Origin of the sequence: Pseudoalteromonas sp. 1CM17D, from assembly GCF_023161805.1 — a bacterium.
Taxonomy (GTDB): domain Bacteria; phylum Pseudomonadota; class Gammaproteobacteria; order Enterobacterales; family Alteromonadaceae; genus Pseudoalteromonas; species Pseudoalteromonas atlantica.
Genome location: NZ_JALNTP010000004.1, coordinates 325,998 through 347,843, shown reverse-complemented (window position 1 = coordinate 347,843; position 21,846 = coordinate 325,998). Strand labels below are relative to the sequence as shown.

Genomic DNA, 21,846 nt, shown 5'->3' with positions numbered 1-21,846 from the left:
CTCTCTAAGCGGACGGGAGCCGCAGTGACCAGGTGGCTGGGACTGTTTATTAAAAACACAGCACTGTGCAAAATCGCAAGATGACGTATACGGTGTGACACCTGCCCGGTGCCGGAAGGTTAATTGATGGGGTTAGTTTTCGGACGAAGCTCTTGATCGAAGCCCCGGTAAACGGCGGCCGTAACTATAACGGTCCTAAGGTAGCGAAATTCCTTGTCGGGTAAGTTCCGACCTGCACGAATGGTGTAACCATGGCCACGCTGTCTCCACCCGAGACTCAGTGAAATTGAAATCGCAGTGAAGATGCTGTGTACCCGCGGCTAGACGGAAAGACCCCGTGAACCTTTACTACAGCTTGGCACTGAACATTGAACCTACATGTGTAGGATAGGTGGGAGACTTTGAAGCAGCGACGCTAGTTGTTGTGGAGTCGTCCTTGAAATACCACCCTTGTAGTTTTGATGTTCTAACGTTGGCCCCTGAATCGGGGTTACGGACAGTGCCTGGTGGGTAGTTTGACTGGGGCGGTCTCCTCCCAAAGAGTAACGGAGGAGCACGAAGGTTGGCTAAGTACGGTCGGACATCGTACGGTTAGTGTAATGGTAGAAGCCAGCTTAACTGCGAGACAGACACGTCGAGCAGGTACGAAAGTAGGTCATAGTGATCCGGTGGTTCTGAATGGAAGGGCCATCGCTCAACGGATAAAAGGTACTCCGGGGATAACAGGCTGATACCGCCCAAGAGTTCATATCGACGGCGGTGTTTGGCACCTCGATGTCGGCTCATCACATCCTGGGGCTGAAGTCGGTCCCAAGGGTATGGCTGTTCGCCATTTAAAGTGGTACGCGAGCTGGGTTTAGAACGTCGTGAGACAGTTCGGTCCCTATCTGCCGTGGGCGTTTGAGAATTGAGAGGGGTTGCTCCTAGTACGAGAGGACCGGAGTGAACGAACCGCTGGTGTTCGGGTTGTCATGCCAATGGCATTGCCCGGTAGCTACGTTCGGAACTGATAAGCGCTGAAAGCATCTAAGCGCGAAGCAGGCCTCGAGATGATTTCTCACTAGACTTTTAAAGTCTCTGAAGGGCCGTTGAAGACTACAACGTTGATAGGCAAGATGTGGAAGTGGTGTGAGCCATTAAGCTAACTTGTACTAATTACCCGTGAGGCTTAACCATACAACGCCAAACGCGTTTTGTGACAGAAACAAGCGACAGAAGTTAATAGCTAAAGTAGATAAATACTTAGACTTAAAAAATATTATCAGATGTTTTCCAGATTTATGAGGTGACTCTTAGCGCGTAGCGTTAACATTGAGGCACCTTGCGCAAAGGAAAAAGAAGCACTACGTGCTTGTCCTTAATCCTTTGCACCTAATTTGCTTGGTAACCATAGCGTTTTGGACCCACCTGACCCCATGCCGAACTCAGTAGTGAAACGAAACAGCGCCGATGATAGTGTAGCATTTGCTATGTGAAAGTAGGACATTGCCAGGCTCCAAATACAAGAAAGCCCGACTCGAAAGAGCCGGGCTTTTTTACGTCCGCAGAAAAGTGAAATGCGGACAATTAATGCACACTCATCTACTTCTAGAATGTAGGTCGGGCGAGCGTAGCGACTCCCCGCAATGATAATGTAGCATCTGCTATGTGACTCTCTACCGCTATGTGACTCTCTACCGCTGTGGGCACCACGACATTGCCAGGCTTCAAATACAAGAAAGCCCGACTCGAAAGAGCCGGGCTTTTTACGTCTGCAGAAAAGAGAAATACCTGCCTTTACACAGTCTCCACGACCTCCGTAGCGTGGGTTGAGTATCACGAAACCCGCGGATAAGGTTCGCCGTACACCCTTGTATGGTAAATATATTGTTCTTATCTCACGAGTTGGATTACCAGCAACAACAGTATCCGCCTCTACATTTTTAGTTACTACAGATCCCGCACCAATAACACTGTTACTCCAAAAGGTATGAGCTTGATCTATTATCAAATTTTTTTAGAAAGTCTTTTAAGTATTTTGCTAATTATCAATTGATAGCAAACCCTATAAACTTGCTCCATCTTGTATTTACATACCTTACCAAAGGGGAGAAGAGCATGTCTCATCAAATTATTAAAGACTTACATAACCGTTACACGGCTAAAAAATACGATACGAGCAAACGTATTTCATCGGCGGATCTTGACGTAATTAAAGAAGCTATTCGCTTGTCTGCTTCTTCAATCAACTCTCAACCTTGGAAGTTTGTATTGGTAGAAAGTGATGAAGCTAAGCAGCGTTTGCACGATACATTTGCTAACAAGCACCAGTTTAATCAATTACACGCTAAAGAAGCGTCGCATACGCTGTTATTAGCTTACGATCCTAAGTTTACTAAAGAGAAGTTTGTTAAACGTGTGGATGTTGAAGTGAGCTCTGGTCACTTACCAGCGCAACTGCGTGAAAGCTTTATGGGTGCCTACGCTTTTGCTGAAATGAATACGGATGAAAATGGCTACAATGGCAGCTGGACTAAAGCACAAGTTTACCTAGCACTGGGTAACATTATGCATACACTGGCGCGTTTAAATATTGCATCTACGCCTATGGAAGGTGTTGACCCAGAGTTAATCGGTGAGAAGTTTAGCGAAGAGCTTGATGGTCATATTTGTGAAGTGGCACTTGCAATGGGCTACCCAGTTGAAGAAGAAGATTGGAACTTTGGCAAACCTAAAGCGCGTTTACCAGTTGAAGATATTATAGCTACTGTATAACGTGTTGCTATAAGTTAATTAGCCGAGAGCCTTCTCGGCTTTTTTATGTTTAGAATAAACCATACGCTTGTGTTTCTTCGTCTTCCTGTTGTGCTAAATGATCAGGTCTAAATATTGCGCTAGGGTCTATTAAAACACTGTGTTTTTCGGCTAACTTTATTAGCCCTCGCATCATGCCTTTGGTTTGCGGGTCTATATCAAAGCCTACTTCGGTTAATTTATCGAGTGGCTTAATGTCTTCTTTTTTATAATCTATATTGTCCTCTACTTTATCTACTAGTAATCCGATATGCGGGTTGAGCCCATCTTTAGTAGTAAAAACAATAATAGGTTTATAATCGAGTGTTATTTGCTCTTTTGCCGCATCAAACAGTCGTTGTAATTGCATAAAGCTGTTGCGCTTTATACTCGCTAAATATTTACTGGCTTGTTTATAGTCTTGCTCGTTATGAGCACTAACTGCGCGATCTGTTGCTGTTACTAGCGCTTGAAAAGGCTCATCAAGTTTTTCTATGATAGTTTTTAGGTCACTGTTGTCAGTTTTAAACTCTTTATAAAATACGGCGATGTTGTGCAGCTGAGTTTTATCGTTTGTTATTACGTGGCTCTGTTGCGCGATGCTTTTTTCAAATTGGCTAAACCAATCATTAAGCGAGGCTTGCCAGGTTCTTAGCTCATTAAGTGCTTTTTTATTACTTTGCTCTGTAGAGCTGCCATTTAAAATAACACCTAGGTCGAACACCGGCGTGGGTGTTTCCATGTAGTCTTTTACACCAATAAAGCTCTTATTGTTATTTGGCAATGTAGTGAGGTTATTATCAAACCGCTCGGTGAGTAAAATATCGAGAATTTTAAGTGAAATAGTTTTAGAGCCCACTTGAAAGTTTATGAATTCCATACCTTTATCTTTAATTGCCTTGTAATGCTTTAAGGATAGAACAAAATAGATAAATAGCTTAAAGGTTGTGTGGTTTTTTAATTAGTGACTTAACTGCGAGTTTAAATTGTTGCTCTAAGGCTTTTTTTCCACTTAAACGATGTTGCTTGATTAGCTGCTCATTACTGTGGTTTTGTAATACCATTTGTATCAGCAAGTGGCGATCTTCGCTTTTAGTTGCCATTAGGCAGGATGGGGAGTGGTTAAATAAATACCATAGTTTTGGCGCGGTATTAAAGCGATTTATTGAACTAATTGCAGTGTTTATAGGTGGGCTGGGCACGCTAGATTCATCGATAAATTTACTTATTAGCTCACTGACTAACTCACTGTCGAGTTGGCTAAAGTGCGTTAATAAACCATAAAATAAATCACTTTTAAATTGCTGAGCTAAGGTATGTAAGCCCTGCGTGGATGTGTCTAATGCTTTAATAACGAGGGCTGAGTGCTCACCCGTGCTTTTATCTCGCTGATAACCTAGCTTTACAGCACTAAAGCCCTGAGATTGCCAAAAACGTAAAAGCCCTGCTGTAGCCCCAAAACTTGCACCTATATAACTACAGGTGGGGGTTAGCTGATGTTGGCAATGCGCTAGCAATGCTTTACCTACGCCTTGTTGGTGCAGGTTAGGTGCAACAGCTATACGAATAACGCGTGCGCTTTGTTTTGTTAAATAGCTTGGCTGTGCGCTTAATTGCGCGAGCGATTGCGCCATTAAATGCCCTTGTGGGCGGCGCTCACCACTGATTACTTGCTTAGCTAGCTCTGCATCCATACCGCCTTCAACTGCTATTAAACACACACCCACAACATGCATGTCGCATCTACTAAGAAACAGCCTTTGCGCTGGGGCATCAAGTAATTGGCGTAAATCGTTAACACTGCTCTGGTAATGGGCAAGTGCTAGCAACGCAACTATTTGCTGCAGTAAAGGCTCATTGTCAACGAGTTGCTGTTGAGTGACTTCAACGTGCTCAATGTTATTTAAAGCGGGTGGGTATTCGTTATATTGTGCATCTAAAGCAAAGAGTGTGCGTACATGTTGCTCAAGAGGGTCGCCCTTGGCAAAGCGTAAAGGCTCTTCTAAGTTTACAATTTTTGCCGCTTTGTAATTTGCTTTAATATGTTGCGTAAAGCGAATGGTATAGCCTCGGCCATTACCCTCGTAGCCTACCAAGGTGCTCGCAAAGACTATGCGCGGGTAGTGCTTTAACATGGCTAACAGTAGTGGGACAGGGATTGCGGCGGCTTCATCAATCAGTAATAAATCACATGGCGGCAACTGATTAAGCAGTGCATCGGGCGCCATGTATTGTAAATTAGCTAAATGTTTTTGCTGAGCCTTGTATTCCACCTGTAAGGTTTTAGCTAAATGCTTAAAACAGCTATGGGTGGCTCTAAATTGTGTTGCGCATACAATGATTTTTTTATCATGTAATGCTGCGGCTGCAAGACCTAGCGCGGCTGATTTTCCTCGCCCTCTGTCGGCATTAATAATTAAAGGCCTGTTCGCACGCCCTGTGGCCACCTTAATTATTTGCTCAACGCATTGTTGCTGCGCCTGATACTCAATTTTATTTGTTACATTGCTTTTGAGCGGCGGCTGTTTAAAGGTAGTGTGTTCATCAAAGTGTATGGCAGGTAGCGTTTGTAAAAGGCGAGAAAAACGTAAATTAAAATAGCTTTGCTGATTACTACACCCATAAGACTGCACGCTTTGCAGCGCAGGGTCTTGCCATGAGGCTAAACGTTGTAAATCAGGCAGTAATAAAAATAAAAGCCCGCCGGCTTTTACGGTGCCGGCTAATGCAGCGAGTTTATCGGGGTAAATGCCACTAAAGCCATCATAAACGGCATGAGGAAACTCTTGCCCAAGTAGTTGATGAGTATGCTCAGGCCAACTTGCATTGGCAAGGCTGCTTGAAAGTAGCTTTACATCATCCGAACGGGTTAACGCGCTTAATAGTTCATAGCACCAAGTAGGCTGGCCTGTAATAAGCACTAACTGACGATGCTTAGCGCCAGTTAGTTGCTGCGTTAATTGCTCAACACAGTGCTTATACAGCTTGAAGTCGTGCATATGCGGTTACTAACCATTTGCTGCCAAGGTCGTCAAAGTTTACTTGCACACGCGATTGCGCGCCGCTGCCTTCGTAATTAAGCACAGTGCCAATACCAAATTTAGCGTGTAGTACACGTTGGCCTAAGTTAAAACCACTTTCTTCAAATACAGCATGGCTTACTGATGCGCTAAAACGTCCAGCAGCAGGCGGTCGTGATACCTGTGTTTTAATACGAATTTCTTCTACGCAATCTTCGGGTATTTCGCGTAAAAATCGCGATGGGCTATGGTACTTTTCTTGGCCGTATAAACGACGGCTTTCGGCATGGCTTATGTAAAGTTTGTCCATGGCACGGGTCATACCCACGTAACAAAGGCGGCGTTCTTCTTCCAAGCGCCCTGACTCTTCATTACTTTGCTGCGATGGGAACATGCCTTCTTCAACGCCTACCATAAACACAAGTGGAAACTCTAAGCCCTTAGCAGAGTGAAGAGTCATCATTTGCACAGCGTCTTCGTGTTCATCGGCTTGGCCTTCACCAGACTCAAGCGATGTATAAGCTAAAAAGCCTTGTAGTGGTGAGCTAAACTCTTCTTCTTCGGGGAGTTCATACTGATCGCAGGCACTGATAAGCTCTTCTAAGTTTTCTACGCGAGCTCGGCCTTTTTCACCTTTTTCAGCTTGGTACATAGCCATAAGGCCAGAGGTTTGAATAGCGTATTTGGCTTGCTCTTGCAGTGTAAGGTCACTAATTTTGTCTTCTATGTGCTCAACCAGCTCTACAAATTTAGATACTGCACCTGCCGCGCGGCCAGATAAATGCTGTTGTTCAACAATAGCTTTAGCTGCGTACCAAAGAGGCAGAGACTCAGCACGCGCACAGTCGCGTATATGGCTAAGTGTTTTATCGCCAATACCGCGCGCAGGGGTGTTAATTACACGCTCAAATGCGGCGTCGTCTTGGCGGTTTCCTACCAATCGTAAGTACGATAGCGCATCTTTAATTTCTTGACGCTCGAAGAATCGCATACCACCGTAAATACGGTATTTTAAGCCTTCTTGAAGCATGGCTTCCTCGAGTACACGAGATTGCGCGTTACTACGGTATAAAATAGCGGCGTCTTGCAATGCATTACCGGCATTTAACCAGCTGCGTAGCTTGCTGCTTACAAAGCGAGCTTCGTCTAGCTCGTTAAAGGCGGCATAAATTGATATAGGTTCGCCTTCGTTTCCATCGGTCCAAAGGCTTTTACCCATGCGCTCTGAATTATTTTTAATTAGCGCATTAGATGCTTTTAGAATGGTCGCGGTTGAGCGGTAGTTTTGCTCAAGACGAATAGTTTCGGCGTCAAAATCAGTTAAAAAGCGTTTAATGTTTTCTATTTTAGCGCCGCGCCAACCGTAAATACTTTGGTCATCGTCGCCTACAATCATAATGCTTTGTGTATCACCAGCAAGTAGCTTTAACCATGCGTATTGAATGGTATTGGTATCTTGGAACTCGTCTACCAGCATGTGGGCAAAGCGCTGCTGGTAATGGCGAAGTAGCGTAGGGTTATTTTTAAGTACTTCGTAGCTACGTAGCAGTATTTCTGCAAAATCGACTAAACCTGCACGGTCACACGCCTCTTGATAGGCGGCATATACACGCAGCATCATTTGCTCGTTTATATCGTAGGCTTGAATATCTTTAGGGCGCAGAGCTTCATCTTTTTTAGCGCTGATGTACCAGCCAAATTGTTTGGCGGGCCACTTTTTGTCATCAATATTCATTGATTTTAATAAGCGCTTGATCATTCTAAGTTGATCGTCAGAGTCTAAAATTTGAAAGGCTTCTGGTAGGTTTGCTTCTCGATGGTGAGCGCGCAAAATACGGTGTGATAAACCATGGAATGTACCAATCCACATGCCACCGACAGGGGCTTTTAAGGTTTCTTCAACACGGGTGCGCATTTCTTTAGCGGCTTTATTGGTAAAAGTAACTGCAAAAATACTATAGGCTGATGCTTGCTCAACCTGCATTAACCACGCGATACGATGAACTAAAACACGTGTTTTACCCGAACCAGCACCTGCTAATACCAGCATGTTTTGTAGTGGGGCTGCAACGGCATCGCGTTGTTTGTCATTTAAGCCATCGAGTAATTCAGAAACGTCCATCGTTACGCCTTTTCAATCAATAATGAGGGCAGTATAACAGGTGTTTTTGTTAGGCTAAATAAAATACTGTTTTTATGAACAGCTATTCTAAAAATACTTGTAAAACTAATCCCTTAGTCGCTTTTGTGTACTCTTAAGTAACGATAATTAATAATAAAAATAATCAAATTGACCTATATTTAGTAAAAAATACTAAAGCAGTTATTTAGTAGTAATTTAACTATTTGATTTTTAAGCTTTAATAAATTGGCATAAAGTGTGATAGTAAGTAAATAACTAAAACTTAAAATTAATTAACTACAGAGGTGAGTATGGCTGATCAAGGTTCTGGCGGTAATGTTATTGCAGCGTTGTGTAATATATTTTTTCCTGGTTTAGGGCAATTGGTACAAGGGCGAATTTTAGCCGCTATCTTTTTTGCGCTAGCTATTATAATTAGTTACGCACTTATTTATGTATTAGTAGGCTTCGTACTCGTGCCTATTATTTATTTATGGTCGATTATAGATGCTGCACGTTTTAGATCGCGAAGTTAGCTTTTATGTCACCTATTTAATAGCGCCCATTGGCGCTATTTTGCGTTTTAGGGTCGGTGTTTAAGGCTATTTATGGGTATAATTAGTGCATTAGCGTTTTAAAAGTAAAAATTATGGAATATCAATTTATACGTGACCCTATTAGTGGGCTGCGCATTAAAATAAGCAGCGAGCATGCCCTAATTGGCCGCTGGTTAAACGAAGAAATTGGCAAAGAAAAAGTCGCGATGGTACAAGCACTTATTAGCTCGGTAAAAACAAGTTACGAGCCAATAACGTTAAAAGGCCAAGAGATAGACTTAATACTCTCTAAAGACGAAGCCTTATTTGAAGCCCATGCTCTACACCAAGACAGCGAAGATTTAGTCGCCTATCAAGATGATGACTTAATGCTTGAAGAAAATGGCCTAGTGAGTGGTTGTGGCTTTGAAGATTTTATAGATTTAATAGAGTCGTGGGCTGAGTTTAGTGGCTCGCGTTAAATGTTTAAAAGGCCAACCTAGTTGGCCTTTTTTGTAATATCAATTGTGTTAAGTTATTAGGCATTTATAGCGCTCTATTTAGCACCCTAGAATGGTTAAATATTTAAGTCGATTGGTATATATCTACAAATTATTGATTTTCTATTGATTTAACGCCAGCTAATAATAGCTCCTCTGTTAAACGTACTTTGTAATTAGGGTTTGCGTACTGAAAATACACAACGCCGCTTTTATCAATTACAAATACAGCCGGTACAGGTAAGGCGACGTTTACCTTACCTTGGGCATCAACAAAGTTAACACCGCGCTTATTGCGATAGATAGCAGCTGTTTTATCATCTAAAAAATAAGCTAAACCTAAGGCCTTTGTTAGGGTTAGGCTATCATCTGAAAGCAGTAAATAATTTGGCGAACTTATTTTACTTTGGGCTAGTTTTTCTGGACTATCTGGCGATACTGCAATAATTTGCGCATTTAAATTAGCGAGTTGCTGCTCAATTTTTTGTATATCAGCCAGTTGCTTTGAGCAATAAGGACACCAACCACCGCGGTAAATAATAAGTACCGTTGTTTTTTCAGCAAAGCGCTTTTGTAACTCTACATTATTACCATGTTGATCTTTGAGCGTTATATTAGGCACGCTTAAGCCCGGTAATAATGGTGATACTTGCTCGGGGGCTGTAGCAATTCCTTCTGTACTTGCTTGCGCATTCGTTACTAAAAAAGCAGCCATTACAATAGTCGCCAAGGTATGCAGTAACACTTTACTCATCATTATTTCCTGCCCTGTTTTTATGTGCTGTTTATAATAGATCAAAAATGCACTTTTTATTATTTGCCTGTATCATAAGCGTAATTTAAAAGCTCAAGTGGAAACAATATGTCAGCCAACTTAAATAAGCTAGTAGTAATGCTAGAAATGCAAAATGCCATGAACACTAAAGTTCATGCTCAATGGTTTAGCCAAGGCTTTGAGTGGTACAGAGCCATTTGGGTAGAGTGTGCAGAGATGCTAGATCATTACGGTTGGAAGTGGTGGAAAAAACAAACCCCAGACACCGAGCAAGTCATTCTAGAATTGGTTGATATATTTCATTTTGGTTTGTCGTTAAAAATTGACGGAACAACCTCTTACGAAGAGTTAGCTAAGCAGCTAGAACAAGAACTTAGCGCACCACAGGCCGCAGATGACTTTAAACAAACTCTTGAAATATTAGCAGCTTCAGCAGTTGCAAATAAAACCTTTAACGCGGCCGCGTTTGCAGGGTGTATGGCGCAAATAGGGATGGATATTGACGATTTATACCGCGGTTACGTAGGTAAAAACACGTTAAACTTTTTCCGCCAAGATCATGGCTACAAAGATGGCAGCTACATCAAAGTATGGAATGGCCAAGAAGATAACGAGCATTTAGTCGAAGTCGTTAAAAGCCTTGATACCGAACATGCCGACTTTGCAAAGTTAGTATATCAAGGCCTAGTGGCGCGTTACCCGCAACAATAATCTAGCTGCTAGATTATGTTTCTGTAGTCGGTTACGTTTAAGTAATCGGCTATTACATTATGTGGTTGCTGGCTATCTGGGTTGGCCACCGCAAGTAAATGTTCAATGCCGTATTCTCGGGCAGCATTTAAAACTGGCACACTATCATCAACAAACAAAGTGCGCTGCTTATTAAACCCTAAGTCTTTTTGTACTTGATGCCATAAACTTTGCTGCTCTTTACTCACTCCGTATTGATGAGTAGACACCACGCCATCTAAATAATTATCTATCGCGGTATGTTCAAATTTAAGCATGACGTTTTCAGGGTGGGCGTTAGTTAAAAGAATTAGCTCTTTACCTGCTTTTTTTAACTCTGTTAAAAAGTGGGGCACATCTTCGCGTACTTTTATTAAGTGCTGGGTTTGGCGTTTTAATTCCATTATTGGTAAATTGAGTTGCTCTTGCCAATAATCTAAGCAATACCACTGTATTTGACCACTTACCGCTTGATAGCGTTTGTGCATATCGGCTTTTGCTTCATCAAGGGTAATATTGCGAGTGAGCGCAAGTTGCTCTGGTACAACGTTAAGCCAAAAGTGACTATCGAAATGTAAATCGAGTAATGTTCCGTCCATATCGAGTAAAACGGTATCGATTTTTGACCAATTTAGCATGGGCTTTTCCTTGTGAAAAGTTTATGATTAAGCACAACTGCCATGATAGCAAAATAACGCCAATGACACAGAAAAAGCACCCAACTCCGCCTCAAATTATTAGTAACAATGTAGTTGCTAAAAGCCGTTTATTTACTGTTGAATCGTTAGAGCTTAAGTTTTCTAATGACGAAGAGCGCCAGTATGAGCGCATACGTGGCGGTGGCCGCGGGGCTGTAATGATTGTACCAATAACTGCAGATAACGAAATGCTACTGGTACGTGAATATTGCGCGGGCACAAACGACTACCAATTAGGTTTTCCTAAAGGCTTGATAGACCCTGGCGAAACACCACAGCAAGCTGCAAACAGAGAGCTTAAAGAAGAAGTGGGTTTTGGTGCTGAATTTTTTGAGCCACTAAAAGTAGTATCAATGGCGCCAAGTTACTTTAACGCGACCATGCATATTTTATTTGCTAAGCAACTATATCCGCAAACGTTAGAAGGTGATGAGCCCGAACCTTTAGTGGTTGTTAAGTGGCCATTAACAGATTGGCAGTCATTATTAGAGCAAGACGATTTTACCGAAGCTCGCAGTGTTGCCGCTTTGCTATTATTAAATAAGTATTTAGCGTCTGGAGCTGCAAATGAATAAATTACTAGAGCCTTGTATTGAACTTGCACAAAGTGCAGGCGATGCCATTATGGCTATTTATAAAAAAGACGATATTGGCCAGCAAGAAAAATCAGACTCTACGCCTGTTACAAAAGCAGACTTAGCGTCTAACGATGTGCTTGTTGCTGGTTTAAAAGCGCTTGCGCCCGACATTCCTATCATGTCGGAAGAAACGCCTATTCCGGCACTTGCCCAAAGAAAGAACTGGCAGCGATATTGGTTATTAGATCCGATGGATGGCACTGGCGAGTTTATTTTAGAAAGTGGTGACTTTGCCGTTAATATTGCACTTATTGAAAATAACCACCCCGTTTTAGGTGTGATTCATTGGCCAGCAAAAGGGATCACTTACTTTGCTACTGCTAATCAGGGTGCATTTAAACGAGAAAATGGTAGCGACACAAAAATGTCGGTAGCAACACCCGATAACCTAACGTTGGCAGTAAGTCGTAGACAAAAAATTGAAGCGGTCAGTCAGTATTTAAATACGCAGTTTGCCACTATTGCAGTAGGCTCGTGCTCGCTAAAAGCATGTATAGTTGCCGAGGGTAAAGCCGACTGCTTTTTACGAATTGGCCCTACAGGCGAGTGGGATACCGGCGCGTCACAAGTTATTGTAGAAGAAGCGGGCGGGTGTATAACCGATGCAGAATTTAATCCGCTTACTTATAACCAGCGTGAGAGCACTGAAAATCCTGACTTTATTGTAATGGGACACCCAGATTGGGAGTTTCAAAAAATGATAAGCCCACATCAGAGATAGCTATTTATAGTGCTTGTTGATTGCTTTTTGTTCGGTTGAACACAATTAACTAGTTAAAGCCTTGCAATATAAGTTTATTCCTATATTATAGCGCTCTCTTCGAAACAGGCTCGTTATTAACACGAAACTATTTCAAAGAAATTACAGGCGCGGGATGGAGCAGCCTGGTAGCTCGTCGGGCTCATAACCCGAAGGTCGTCGGTTCAAATCCGGCTCCCGCAACCAATTTTTTAAAAGCTTGGTTACTGTAAACTCTAACTTAAGAGATTAAATTAAGTAGTCGATAGACTTAAAATATACAGGCGCGGGATGGAGCAGCCTGGTAGCTCGTCGGGCTCATAACCCGAAGGTCGTCGGTTCAAATCCGGCTCCCGCAACCAATTTCCTTCAGGGGTTTGAGGTTACTGTAAAATGTTAGTTAAAGAAAAGCTTGTCGGTCTCAGCTCTTCATTAGCCGCAAAGGTAGTCGCTTTAAATTCGGCTCCCGCAACCAATTTCCTTTAGGAAGTTGGCAGCCACGTTGTAATGTGAGCAACGCTAAATAAGTATACATATTTCAGGCGCGGGATGGAGCAGCCTGGTAGCTCGTCGGGCTCATAACCCGAAGGTCGTCGGTTCAAATCCGGCTCCCGCAACCACTGAAATAATAAGTTATATTAAATCGACACGCTAAAAGCGTGTTTTTTTATGTCTGAAATTCAGTGAAATGAATAGCTCGTAGGTTTCAGCTCTCTATAAGCCAGTAAAGGTCGTCAGTTCACCTTTCATAAGCTCTGGCTCCCGCAACCACTGAAATACATAAAATGAAACGACACGCTTAAAGCGTGTTTTTTTATGCCTAAAATTCAGTGAAATGAATAGCTCGTCGGTCTCAGCTCTGCATAAGCTAGCAAAGGTCGTTGGTTCACCTTTCATAAGCTCTGGCTTCCGCAACCACTGAAATACATAGAATGAAACGACACGCTTAAAGCGTGTTTTTTATGTCTAAAATTCAGTGAAATGGATAGCTCGTCGGTCTCAGCTCTGTATAAGCCAGCAAAGGTCGTCGGTTTACCTTTCATAAGCTCTGGCTCCCGCAACCACTGAAATACATAAAATGAAACGACACGCTTAAAGCGTGTTTTTTTATGCCTGAAATTTATATTTCTTTCCCTATAAAGCACTCTTAGATTTATACCCCCGAGTAATATCTATAAATATTATAAACTTCTCTAAAAATACGTTATTACTTAAAACTTTGTATAGTTTATGTTAAAACGGCACAAATAATTTTGGGTTGTTACACATGACTGAACTTTATCACTGGTTTGATTTAATCGGCATTGCTGTGTTTGCAGTTACAGGTACTTTGGTCGCACACGAGAAGAAAATGGATGGTTTTGGTGTTGTAGTATTAGCTGCGGTAACAGCGATTGGGGGCGGTACGGTTCGCGATCTCATATTAGATGTTCCGGTATTTTGGTTACACGATCAAAGTTTTTTTTATGCTATTTTAGCCGCGGTATTTATTACCACGCGGCTTATTAACAAGCAAAAGTCGATTCCGCACTACACATTACAAATTGCCGATGCATTTGGTTTAGCATTTTTTGCGGTAATGGGCACTCAAAAAGCCTTACTAGCCGGCATGCCAAATATGACCGCGATTATTATGGGTGTAATTACCGGTTGCTTTGGGGGCATGCTCCGTGATGTGCTTGCTCGCGAAATCCCTATGCTGCTAAAAGGCGAGTTATACGCTATTACCTGTATTGCTGGCGGTGTAGTTTATACGCTGGGAATTTATTTTGCGTTCGCGACCGAACTTGCCATGGTAATGGCAATGCTAACCACCTTATTGCTTCGTATTGCGGCTATTAAATGGCAAATCACAGTACACGTTTTTAAATATTCTGACTAAACTAATTAATTAAACCATTAATTAGGATAAGGAATGTCGCTAGCTCGCATTTATTCTCGTGCCCAAGTGGGTATAAACGCCCCCGAGGTTATTGTAGAAGTACACCTAGGTAATGGTTTACCGGCATTTAATATTGTTGGGCTGCCAGAGGCCTCAGTTAAAGAATCAAAAGACAGGGTGCGTAGCGCCCTAGAAAACTCTCAATTTGGTTTCCCTGATCAACGTATTACCGTAAATTTAGCTCCTGCCGATTTACCTAAAGATGGCGGGCGCTTCGACTTAGCCATTGCCGTAGGTATTTTAGTGGCCTCGGGGCAGGTAGTGTGTCCAGATATACATAAATATGAATTTTACGGTGAGCTTGCCCTTAATGGTGAAGTGCGGGGAGTTAATGCCATTTTGCCTTCTGTACTTGCTGCAAAAGAGCAAAACCGTTGCTGCTTTTTACCTTTTACCAACGATAGCCTCGCAAGTTTGGTGAACGGCGTTAAGCGTAAAGCGGTTAACTCGTTACAAGAAGTATGGGGGGATTTATTAAATCAGCAGCCACTACCTTTAAATATTGAATACCCAGATTGCGCCCAGTCTCCCGACTTTTTACTCGATTTAAGTGATGTTAAAGGCCAACCCGGTGCTAAGCGAGTGCTAGAAATAGCCGCCGCTGGAGGCCATAACCTACTTTTTTTAGGTCCACCTGGTACGGGTAAATCTATGCTAGCGCAGCGTATGGCTACGATAATGCCAACCATGTCTGACGATGAGGCAATATCAACGGCTGCACTGTATTCTATTATTGGCCAATCAATTGATCTAAATAATTGGCGCCAACGGCCTTTTAGAAACCCACACCACACATGCTCGGCAGTCGCTTTAGTTGGTGGCTCTTCAAACCCTAAACCGGGTGAAATTTCACTTGCGCATAACGGGGTGTTATTTTTGGACGAGCTTCCGGAATTTGAACGTAAGGTACTTGATTCGCTGCGTGAACCCATGGAAACCGGCTCGGTGGTTATTTCGCGGGCAGCAAGGCAAATGGAGTTTCCGGCGCAGTTTCAGCTTATAGCCGCACTAAACCCAAGCCCTACCGGGTGTCATAATGATAAGCGAGCAACACCTGACCAAGTGATGCGCTATTTATCGCGCGTATCAGGCCCGTTTATCGATCGTATCGATTTACAAATAGAGCTACCGCGACTAACAAGTGTTGAACTACAAAGTACCGAGCCTGAAGAAACCAGCGCCCAAGTAAGAGCCCGAGTAGAAGCGGCCTACAGTGCACAGCTAAAGCGCCAAGGTAAGGTTAATGCACGATTAAATAATAAAGAAATGAATATACATTGCACTTTAGCTCCGGCTGAGTTGCAGTTTTTAGCACGCGCTAGCGAAAAGCTGTCGTTATCGCCGCGCTCTTACCATAGGGTTATTAAAGTGGCGCGTACTATTAGTGACTTAAAAGGTGCAGAGCATATTAGTTTAGAAGAGCTAAAAGAGGCGCTAAATTATCGCGCTTTTGAGCGGTTACTAGCGCAGTTAACTAAATAAACTAAACGTTGCTGGAAATAATACCGAACCGCAATAATGTTTAATCATTTTAAGGTGCTAAGCTCGGAGCCTGCTGCGTTTTTCTGTGTTTAAAATTTTAATGCGCTAAATTGAGAGCATGTAACCTTTGCCGCGTACGGTTACAATGCGTTTTTGGTCTTTTTCATCGTATAGTTTTTTACGCAAACGGCCAATTAAAACATCCACAGTACGGTCATTTGGGCTCCAATCTGGTTGGCCTATTTCTTCTGATATTTTTTCTCGTGAGGTTGCTTTGCCTGCGTTGCTAATTAAACAAATTAGCACTTTGTGCTCGGCTTCGGTTAAGCGCGATTCAATACCTGATGAGGTAATTAATGTGCGGTTATCGGGGTGGAGCTTAAAGTCGGCGTATTCTATAAACTCTTCGCTTTCATCATCGTCTTGATTAATTGCAATACGTTTATAAAGTGCGCGCATGCGCAGCTCAAGTTCTAATAAATCAACAGGCTTACAAATATAGTCATCAGCACCTTGTGCAAGCCCTGCAATACGATCGGCTTGAGAGTCGCGGCTAGATAAAACAATCACGCCAATATCGGTCAAAGTGTTGAGCTCTTTGGCAAGCTGCAACCCATCTCGCTTGGGTAATACAATATCAATAATGGCAAGAGAAATAGCGCTGCGCAGGTTTACGCGTTGCCTAACTATGTTTAGGGCATCGGCACCTGTGGGGTCTATTTCTATCGAAAATTCGGTGTCTGTAAAGTGATTTTGGATGCGCTTAACGAGTAGCTCGTCGTCTTCAACCAATAAAACGTTAATTGCCATAGGACTTATTTTTGTATATTTATAGCTCTGTATGGTAGCACCAATCGTTAAATGCTGAGAAGGGGGCGGTGTAACTTTTCGGTAACTTTATGTTTCAGATATAAAAGGCGGCTTAGCTAAGGTTGCTGTTTATGTGAGTAAGCTCAGCACATTTAGCTAAAAATGTGCTGAGCGCTGTGTTACTTATCTGAATACATTGCGTCCCACCACTGTGGTTCGCCTTTTAGTTGTTTATCAAAATAAGCAAGCATGGTGTTCCACCAATCAAAGCGTTTATCACGAGCAAAAATTTGATGGTCGGCGCCTTTATATTCAATAAGTTCTACGTCTTTATTTAAAAGCTTTAAGGCGGTATACATGGTTAAGCTTTCGCCAACAGGTACATTGGTATCGCTATCGCCGTGTAACAGTAGTAAAGGGGTCGTTACTTTATCGGCATGAAATACAGGGCTGTGATCGCTATAAAGTGAAGCGTTATTCCACGGAAAGCTATTTTTTGATGCTTCGCCTGAGTATAAATACCCCCACCAACCTTCGCCCCAATACGAGGTTAAGTTTGATATACCCGCATGCGCAATAGATGCACTAAACATGTCTGTTTTGGTGGCAAGTAGCATGGTCATGAAGCCTCCGTATGAGGCGCCTAAATTACCCACTTTTTTGCTATCAACAAAATCGTATTTTTTTAAAAAGGCCTGCGTACCTTGCATTATATCGCTAGCGGTATAATCGCCCCAGGCGTTAACGTGCTGAGCAGAAAATGTTTGCCCAAAGCCAGTTGCCCCTGTTGGCTGCAATACATAAACAACATAGCCATTTGCTGCCCACAAGTTAAATGGGTAGCGCCCTGTAAAACCACGGGTAACCGGTGAGGTGCCACCGTAGTAATAGACAAGTGCAGGGTGTTTTTTAGTTTTATCTAGGTTAGTAGGTAAGTACACACGCCCTGTAATTTCTACGCCGTCTTTGTTTGTAAAGTTAAACTCTTCCAGAGTCGGTATTTGTGTATTAGCGTAGGCAAGCGGCTTAGAGTCCCAGATTAGGTCTGTTTTATTTTTACTTATATTTAAGCGTTTAAGCTGCTGAGGGGTGGATGCTGTGGTACCGCTTAGTAGCACTTGCGGGTTTCTCTCGTGCGAGTAGCTAAATTGCTCAACGATATCTAAACCCGTATTAAGTTTTTTAAAGCGCTGTTTGCTTAAGTCATATAAATACAAAGGTTGGGTATCTTGCTCGGTTACTTTTATAAGCGCATCGCCATTATCAAGCACATGTAATTCACCTATAGCGGGGTCAAACTGCTTACTAAGCGCTTTTACGTTTTTACCGTTATCGCTAAGTAAGTACAATTGGCCGTCGTAATTATTAGCTAACATCCCTTTTGGAAGGGCACGGCCTGCGCCATTTTTAAAATCTGGGCCAGCAACAACGTACACATCTTTGTTGGCGTACTTTGCATGGTTAAAGGTTTTAAATTTACCAAAAGACGTTATTTTATTCGATTGTAAGTCAAGTTCCACCAGTTCAGTTTCTGGGTGGGTAGTGGCTTGCATAACCATAACTTGGCGGCTCATTAATACTTTGCCACGATTAGTGTTTGCATCTTCAAAGCTATGCGAAATAGGGCCTTGGCTAAGCGCTTTGGTTAAGCCGCTGTTGGTGTCTAACATATAGAGCTGACTTACGTTGCGTGCGTATGACCATCTATCTTGAAGGCCTTTGTAGTGCTTAGTTAAGCTGTTGTTGTCTTCGGGGGTTTTAGACCAGCTAAAAATAAGGCTGTTATTATTATAAAAATTAAAGTTACTTGCGCCTTCAAGCTCTCTGGCCAATGTTTTAATGCTGAGGTTTTTACGGTTTAGCTGTTTTAGTTCACTCCCTAACATATAAACTAAAAATTGATTATTGGGACTCCATACCATATTGCTTGGTTGCTGGCCTTCAAAGCGATACAAGGTTTGATTTTGGCTATTTTTAAGCTCAGTTACCACGTTTGCTTGGTTAGCTGTTTTATTTGAATAGCTGCGTGTGCTGGTAACGTATTGCTTAGCATCGGGCGCTAAAGAAAGTCCACTAATGGTGGGTGCATCAAAAAGTTGCTCGGCTGAAAGTCGCTTAGTTGTAGAGGTGTTAATTGTAATGTTGTCAGTGTCGGCTTTGGGTTCAAAATCGAGAGAAACGTTGTTCCAGTTAGCCACTTGTTGCGCCACTACAATCACACTATGAGAGCCATTAGTTAACGATAAAGAGTATGTGTGGTTATCGCCTTTTTGAAGTTTGGCATCAATAAACAACTGAGCGTTCTCTATCCCTTTTATAGTTAATGTGCCTTGGCTATAGCGGGTTGTTTCAAGATTGAACTTAAGCGCTTGTAGGCCACCTAAAGTAAGTGCGTTTACTTTATTAAACGGCTGCCAGCTATGCTTTTTACCAAATACAGACACACTTTGCGTATTACGTTGCAACTGCTCTAATAAGTTATTAATAATGACTTGGCCGTGTGGTGTTTGAAAGGGCTTAACTTGCATGTTTTCGCCTAAAGGGCCAATAAACTCGATATTTGATTTATCTAGCGGGGCTGCTATTGCTGTTAAGCTCAAGCTGCCAAGAGCAAAAAAGGTAGCAGCTTGTTTTAGTAATTTATTTTTTGTGGTCCAAGGTGAGCTAATTCTCATATTTGTGCCTATTATTGATAGTTATTTGGCCAAATATAGCATGTATTGTTACCATGCCCATATGTTCAACTCATCGGAGAAAAAGTGACTTTACTGATTGTGTACATGGTTGCTGCCATCGTTATTTCTTTTTTATGCTCTGTAATGGAAGCTGTACTGTTAAGTATTTCGCCCAGCTATGTGGCGCTATTACGCAAAAAACAGCCTGAACTTGCAAAGCAGCTCGAAAAACTAAAAAATAATGTAGATCAACCGCTTGCTGCAATACTAACGCTTAACACAGTGGCCCATACTGCCGGTGCTGCAGGTGTGGGTGCACAAGCCGCTGTGGTTTTTTCAGATGCTGCAGTAGGAATTGCCTCTGCCATAATGACACTCTTAGTATTGGTACTTTCAGAGATTATTCCAAAAACCTTAGGGGCCAATTATTGGCGTGCCTTAACCCCTAGCGTGACCTATTCTTTACGCTTTTTAGTGATATCGCTAAAACCATTTGTGTGGCTTGCTCAAAAGCTTACTAATTTAATGGGGGCCAAGCACGATGAGGCTTTTTATATTCGCCAAGAAATAGAAGCCATGGCAGATATAGGCACCGAAACAGGGGCGATTCATGCCGATGAGTCAGAAATAATCCGCAACCTTTTACATTTTAGGCATGCTAAATTAACCGACTTAATGACGCCGCGTACTGTGCTGTATAAAGTACATAAAGGGTTAACGGTCGATCAGTACATGAGCGAGCACGGCTCGTCATCATTTTCGCGCGTGTTAGTGTTTGATAAAGACGCCGATGACATAATTGGCTTTGTGCATAAAAACGATATTATGTTGGCTTATCACCGCTTAGGTACCGATTATAAAATTAGCAAATTAGTTAAGCCTATTCATACGGTACCCGAAGGGCATAATGTGTCATCGCTACTACAAACCTTGCTTAAACAGCGTACTCACATATGTTTAATTGTTGATGAATACGGTGATGTTCAAGGCATTGTAACCCTCGAGGATATGATAGAAGCCCTTATGGGGCTTGAAATTGTTGATGAGCGCGACCAATCGACCAATATGCGCATGGTTGCCAAGCAGCGCTGGCGCCAGCGTTTAGCAAGCAGCGAGCACATAGTTAGTGAAGATGACGACACGCCCCGAGATAATAAATAATTACGACGGGGTCGAAGGTTAGCGTTTAATTGTGCCCCCCGTCGTATTTACCCAGTTTAGTGCCCACTCTATAAAATCGTCTTTGGCTTTAGGGCAGGTAAACAAAAATCCTTGCATGGCTAAATTAGTGCGGTAGTTTTTTAAGTAGAGTGATTCTTCGGCGCGCTCTACGCCTTCGGCCACAAGGGCTAATTGCTCTTGGCTGGCAATATCAACCAGTGAGCTGACCACCACTTGCGAAAACTGATCTGTTTCAATATTACTAATAAGTGTACGGTCAATTTTTATTTCAGTAAAAGGCAGACGCTTAATCTGATTCATGTTGGTAAAACCTACACCAAAGTCATCCAATGATATGCCAAAGCCATGCATTCTTAATCTGTTTAAGGTTTCTAGTTGAGAAAGGCTAGACAGCGCATGTTGCTCGGTAATCTCTAAAATTATATCACTAGGTGATAGCTCATTGAGCTGCAGTATAAGCATCAGCTTGTTGGGGCAGCTTAAATCATCTAGTTGCGTGGGAGATAGGTTAAAAGCCAGTTTTAGATGCGCAGCAATGTTTGTACGTATAGCTTTTAAGTCGCTGGTGGCTTGCTCAAATAAGCTAAAGGTAATTTGATTAATTAACCCCGACTGCTCCGATAACGAAATAAACCGATTGGGCGAGATAATTTCGCCAGTGTGCGTTTTAACGATGCGCGCTAGCACCTCAATACTTTCTATTTCACTGGTTTGAGAATTTATTTTTGGCTGATAGTAAGGGATTATCTCGTTTAAATTGATTGCCTCATGCAATGCTTTTTCTGAAATAGAGGCATGAGAAAGGTCGTTATGTACTGCTAAGTGCTTTGCTTTTTGTAAAACGGTTTTTACTTGGCTAAGTTGCACGGGTTTAGCTAAATTTGCAACTAAATGAATATTGCTATGACGCGCTAAATTGGCAGCTAGGTTAATAACTTTATGATCCATTTCCGAAATTATAACTACTGCGCCTGTGAAATTAAGCTCGCCTAGTTTTCTTATAAACTCCATACCATCCATTTCAGGCATGTTTAAGTCTGTAAATACAATATCGTAAAAGTTTATATCGTCGGTTACGTGAGTTAGCGCTTGCTGAGCACTCAGGCATTTTGTAACTTTATTCGAGACTCCTAGCTCATTTAAAATGGCCTCCATAACAATTAAAATCGCCTTTGAGTCATCCACAACTAAAATATTGGGTACCGAAATCGACATGCTCTATCCTT

At 42.3% G+C, this 21,846-nt stretch carries 17 protein-coding genes, 3 tRNA genes, 2 rRNA genes and 1 pseudogene (1 of these 23 cut by a window edge); 14 read left to right on the top strand and 9 right to left on the bottom strand.

What is annotated here, in order from left to right:
- Both MSC25_RS10315 and rrf read left to right on the top strand, forming a co-directional pair.
- A 23S ribosomal RNA gene (locus MSC25_RS10315) occupies window positions 1-1,176 on the top strand; it begins 1,564 nt to the left of the window's first position.
- A gap of 203 nt (window positions 1,177-1,379) precedes the next feature.
- A 5S ribosomal RNA gene (gene rrf / locus MSC25_RS10310) occupies window positions 1,380-1,494 on the top strand.
- Between the two features lie 370 nt (window positions 1,495-1,864).
- Here rrf and MSC25_RS10305 read toward each other — a convergent pair.
- Window positions 1,865-1,957: pseudogene (locus MSC25_RS10305) on the bottom strand (sugar O-acetyltransferase); the annotation flags it as partial.
- Window positions 1,958-2,097: 140 nt separating this feature from the next.
- Here MSC25_RS10305 and MSC25_RS10300 point away from each other — a divergent pair.
- Entirely contained in the window at window positions 2,098-2,754 is a 657-nt protein-coding gene (locus MSC25_RS10300) for an NAD(P)H-dependent oxidoreductase (protein ID WP_024031966.1), read from the top strand.
- 49 nt (window positions 2,755-2,803) lie between these two features.
- On the opposite strand, the gene MSC25_RS10295 is transcribed toward MSC25_RS10300, so the two are convergent.
- From MSC25_RS10295 to uvrD, 3 genes are read right to left on the bottom strand one after another with little or no spacing between them, the layout of a single operon-like run.
- Window positions 2,804-3,652 carry a chemotaxis protein gene (locus MSC25_RS10295; RefSeq protein ID WP_248443322.1) on the bottom strand — a complete coding sequence of 283 codons (849 nt, stop codon included), beginning with the start codon at window positions 3,650-3,652 and terminating at the stop codon, window positions 2,804-2,806.
- A 58-nt stretch (window positions 3,653-3,710) separates the two neighbouring features.
- The gene (locus tag MSC25_RS10290) at window positions 3,711-5,771 is read right to left on the bottom strand and encodes a GNAT family N-acetyltransferase (RefSeq protein ID WP_248443321.1); all 2,061 of its coding nucleotides are present in this window, start codon (window positions 5,769-5,771) and stop codon (window positions 3,711-3,713) included.
- Window positions 5,749-7,914, bottom strand: a complete 2,166-nt coding sequence (uvrD, locus tag MSC25_RS10285; protein ID WP_138579411.1) for a DNA helicase II — start codon at window positions 7,912-7,914, stop codon at window positions 5,749-5,751. Before uvrD ends, MSC25_RS10290 begins: the two co-directional genes overlap by 23 nt.
- Window positions 7,915-8,225: 311 nt before the next feature.
- Between uvrD and MSC25_RS10280 the strand changes: the two genes are divergently transcribed.
- Window positions 8,226-8,450, top strand: coding sequence for a hypothetical protein (locus tag MSC25_RS10280; RefSeq protein WP_004588664.1), 225 nt, complete (start codon window positions 8,226-8,228; stop codon window positions 8,448-8,450).
- A gap of 113 nt (window positions 8,451-8,563) precedes the next feature.
- Window positions 8,564-8,932: a YacL family protein gene (locus tag MSC25_RS10275; protein WP_054983969.1), complete on the top strand. Its 369-nt coding sequence runs from the start codon at window positions 8,564-8,566 to the stop codon at window positions 8,930-8,932.
- A 130-nt stretch (window positions 8,933-9,062) separates the two neighbouring features.
- Here the strand turns inward: MSC25_RS10275 and MSC25_RS10270 are convergent, their stop codons facing one another.
- A complete protein-coding gene (locus MSC25_RS10270; protein ID WP_248443320.1) occupies window positions 9,063-9,707 on the bottom strand; it encodes a peroxiredoxin-like family protein in 645 nt (214 codons plus the stop codon).
- Between the two features lie 105 nt (window positions 9,708-9,812).
- Between MSC25_RS10270 and MSC25_RS10265 the strand changes: the two genes are divergently transcribed.
- Entirely contained in the window at window positions 9,813-10,436 is a 624-nt protein-coding gene (locus MSC25_RS10265; RefSeq protein WP_248443319.1) for a dUTP diphosphatase, read from the top strand.
- 8 nt (window positions 10,437-10,444) lie between these two features.
- Here MSC25_RS10265 and yrfG read toward each other — a convergent pair whose 3' ends face one another.
- Complete coding sequence (yrfG, locus tag MSC25_RS10260; RefSeq protein WP_004588668.1) at window positions 10,445-11,092, bottom strand: GMP/IMP nucleotidase; 648 nt, start codon at window positions 11,090-11,092, stop codon at window positions 10,445-10,447.
- Between the two features lie 62 nt (window positions 11,093-11,154).
- Between yrfG and nudE the strand changes: the two genes are divergently transcribed.
- The 7 genes from nudE (at window position 11,155) to MSC25_RS10225 (ending at window position 15,953) form a co-directional block, all read left to right on the top strand.
- Window positions 11,155-11,727, top strand: coding sequence for an ADP compounds hydrolase NudE (gene nudE / locus MSC25_RS10255; protein ID WP_029772216.1), 573 nt, complete (start codon window positions 11,155-11,157; stop codon window positions 11,725-11,727).
- A complete protein-coding gene (cysQ, locus tag MSC25_RS10250) occupies window positions 11,720-12,511 on the top strand; it encodes a 3'(2'),5'-bisphosphate nucleotidase CysQ (RefSeq protein WP_004588670.1) in 792 nt (263 codons plus the stop codon). The genes nudE and cysQ overlap by 8 nt, the downstream gene beginning before the upstream one ends.
- 148 nt (window positions 12,512-12,659) lie before the next feature.
- Window positions 12,660-12,736: transfer RNA gene (locus MSC25_RS10245), tRNA-Met, on the top strand.
- Window positions 12,737-12,814: 78 nt separating this feature from the next.
- Window positions 12,815-12,891: transfer RNA gene (locus MSC25_RS10240), tRNA-Met, on the top strand.
- A gap of 181 nt (window positions 12,892-13,072) precedes the next feature.
- Window positions 13,073-13,149: transfer RNA gene (locus MSC25_RS10235), tRNA-Met, on the top strand.
- 647 nt (window positions 13,150-13,796) lie between these two features.
- Complete coding sequence (locus MSC25_RS10230) at window positions 13,797-14,411, top strand: trimeric intracellular cation channel family protein (RefSeq protein ID WP_248443318.1); 615 nt, start codon at window positions 13,797-13,799, stop codon at window positions 14,409-14,411.
- Between the two features lie 33 nt (window positions 14,412-14,444).
- Window positions 14,445-15,953, top strand: coding sequence for a YifB family Mg chelatase-like AAA ATPase (locus tag MSC25_RS10225; RefSeq protein WP_004588672.1), 1,509 nt, complete (start codon window positions 14,445-14,447; stop codon window positions 15,951-15,953).
- A gap of 105 nt (window positions 15,954-16,058) precedes the next feature.
- Here the strand turns inward: MSC25_RS10225 and MSC25_RS10220 are convergent, their stop codons facing one another.
- Together MSC25_RS10220 and MSC25_RS10215 are read right to left on the bottom strand one after the other, a co-directional pair.
- A complete protein-coding gene (locus MSC25_RS10220; protein WP_004588673.1) occupies window positions 16,059-16,763 on the bottom strand; it encodes a response regulator transcription factor in 705 nt (234 codons plus the stop codon).
- Window positions 16,764-16,942: 179 nt separating this feature from the next.
- The gene (locus MSC25_RS10215; RefSeq protein WP_248443317.1) at window positions 16,943-19,438 is read right to left on the bottom strand and encodes a S9 family peptidase; all 2,496 of its coding nucleotides are present in this window, start codon (window positions 19,436-19,438) and stop codon (window positions 16,943-16,945) included.
- A gap of 84 nt (window positions 19,439-19,522) precedes the next feature.
- Here MSC25_RS10215 and MSC25_RS10210 point away from each other — a divergent pair, with 84 nt between their 5' ends.
- A complete protein-coding gene (locus MSC25_RS10210) occupies window positions 19,523-20,599 on the top strand; it encodes a hemolysin family protein (protein ID WP_004588675.1) in 1,077 nt (358 codons plus the stop codon).
- An 18-nt stretch (window positions 20,600-20,617) separates the two neighbouring features.
- Here MSC25_RS10210 and MSC25_RS10205 read toward each other — a convergent pair whose 3' ends face one another.
- Complete coding sequence (locus MSC25_RS10205) at window positions 20,618-21,835, bottom strand: EAL domain-containing response regulator (protein ID WP_004588676.1); 1,218 nt, start codon at window positions 21,833-21,835, stop codon at window positions 20,618-20,620.
- Between the last annotated feature and the right edge of the window lie 11 nt (window positions 21,836-21,846).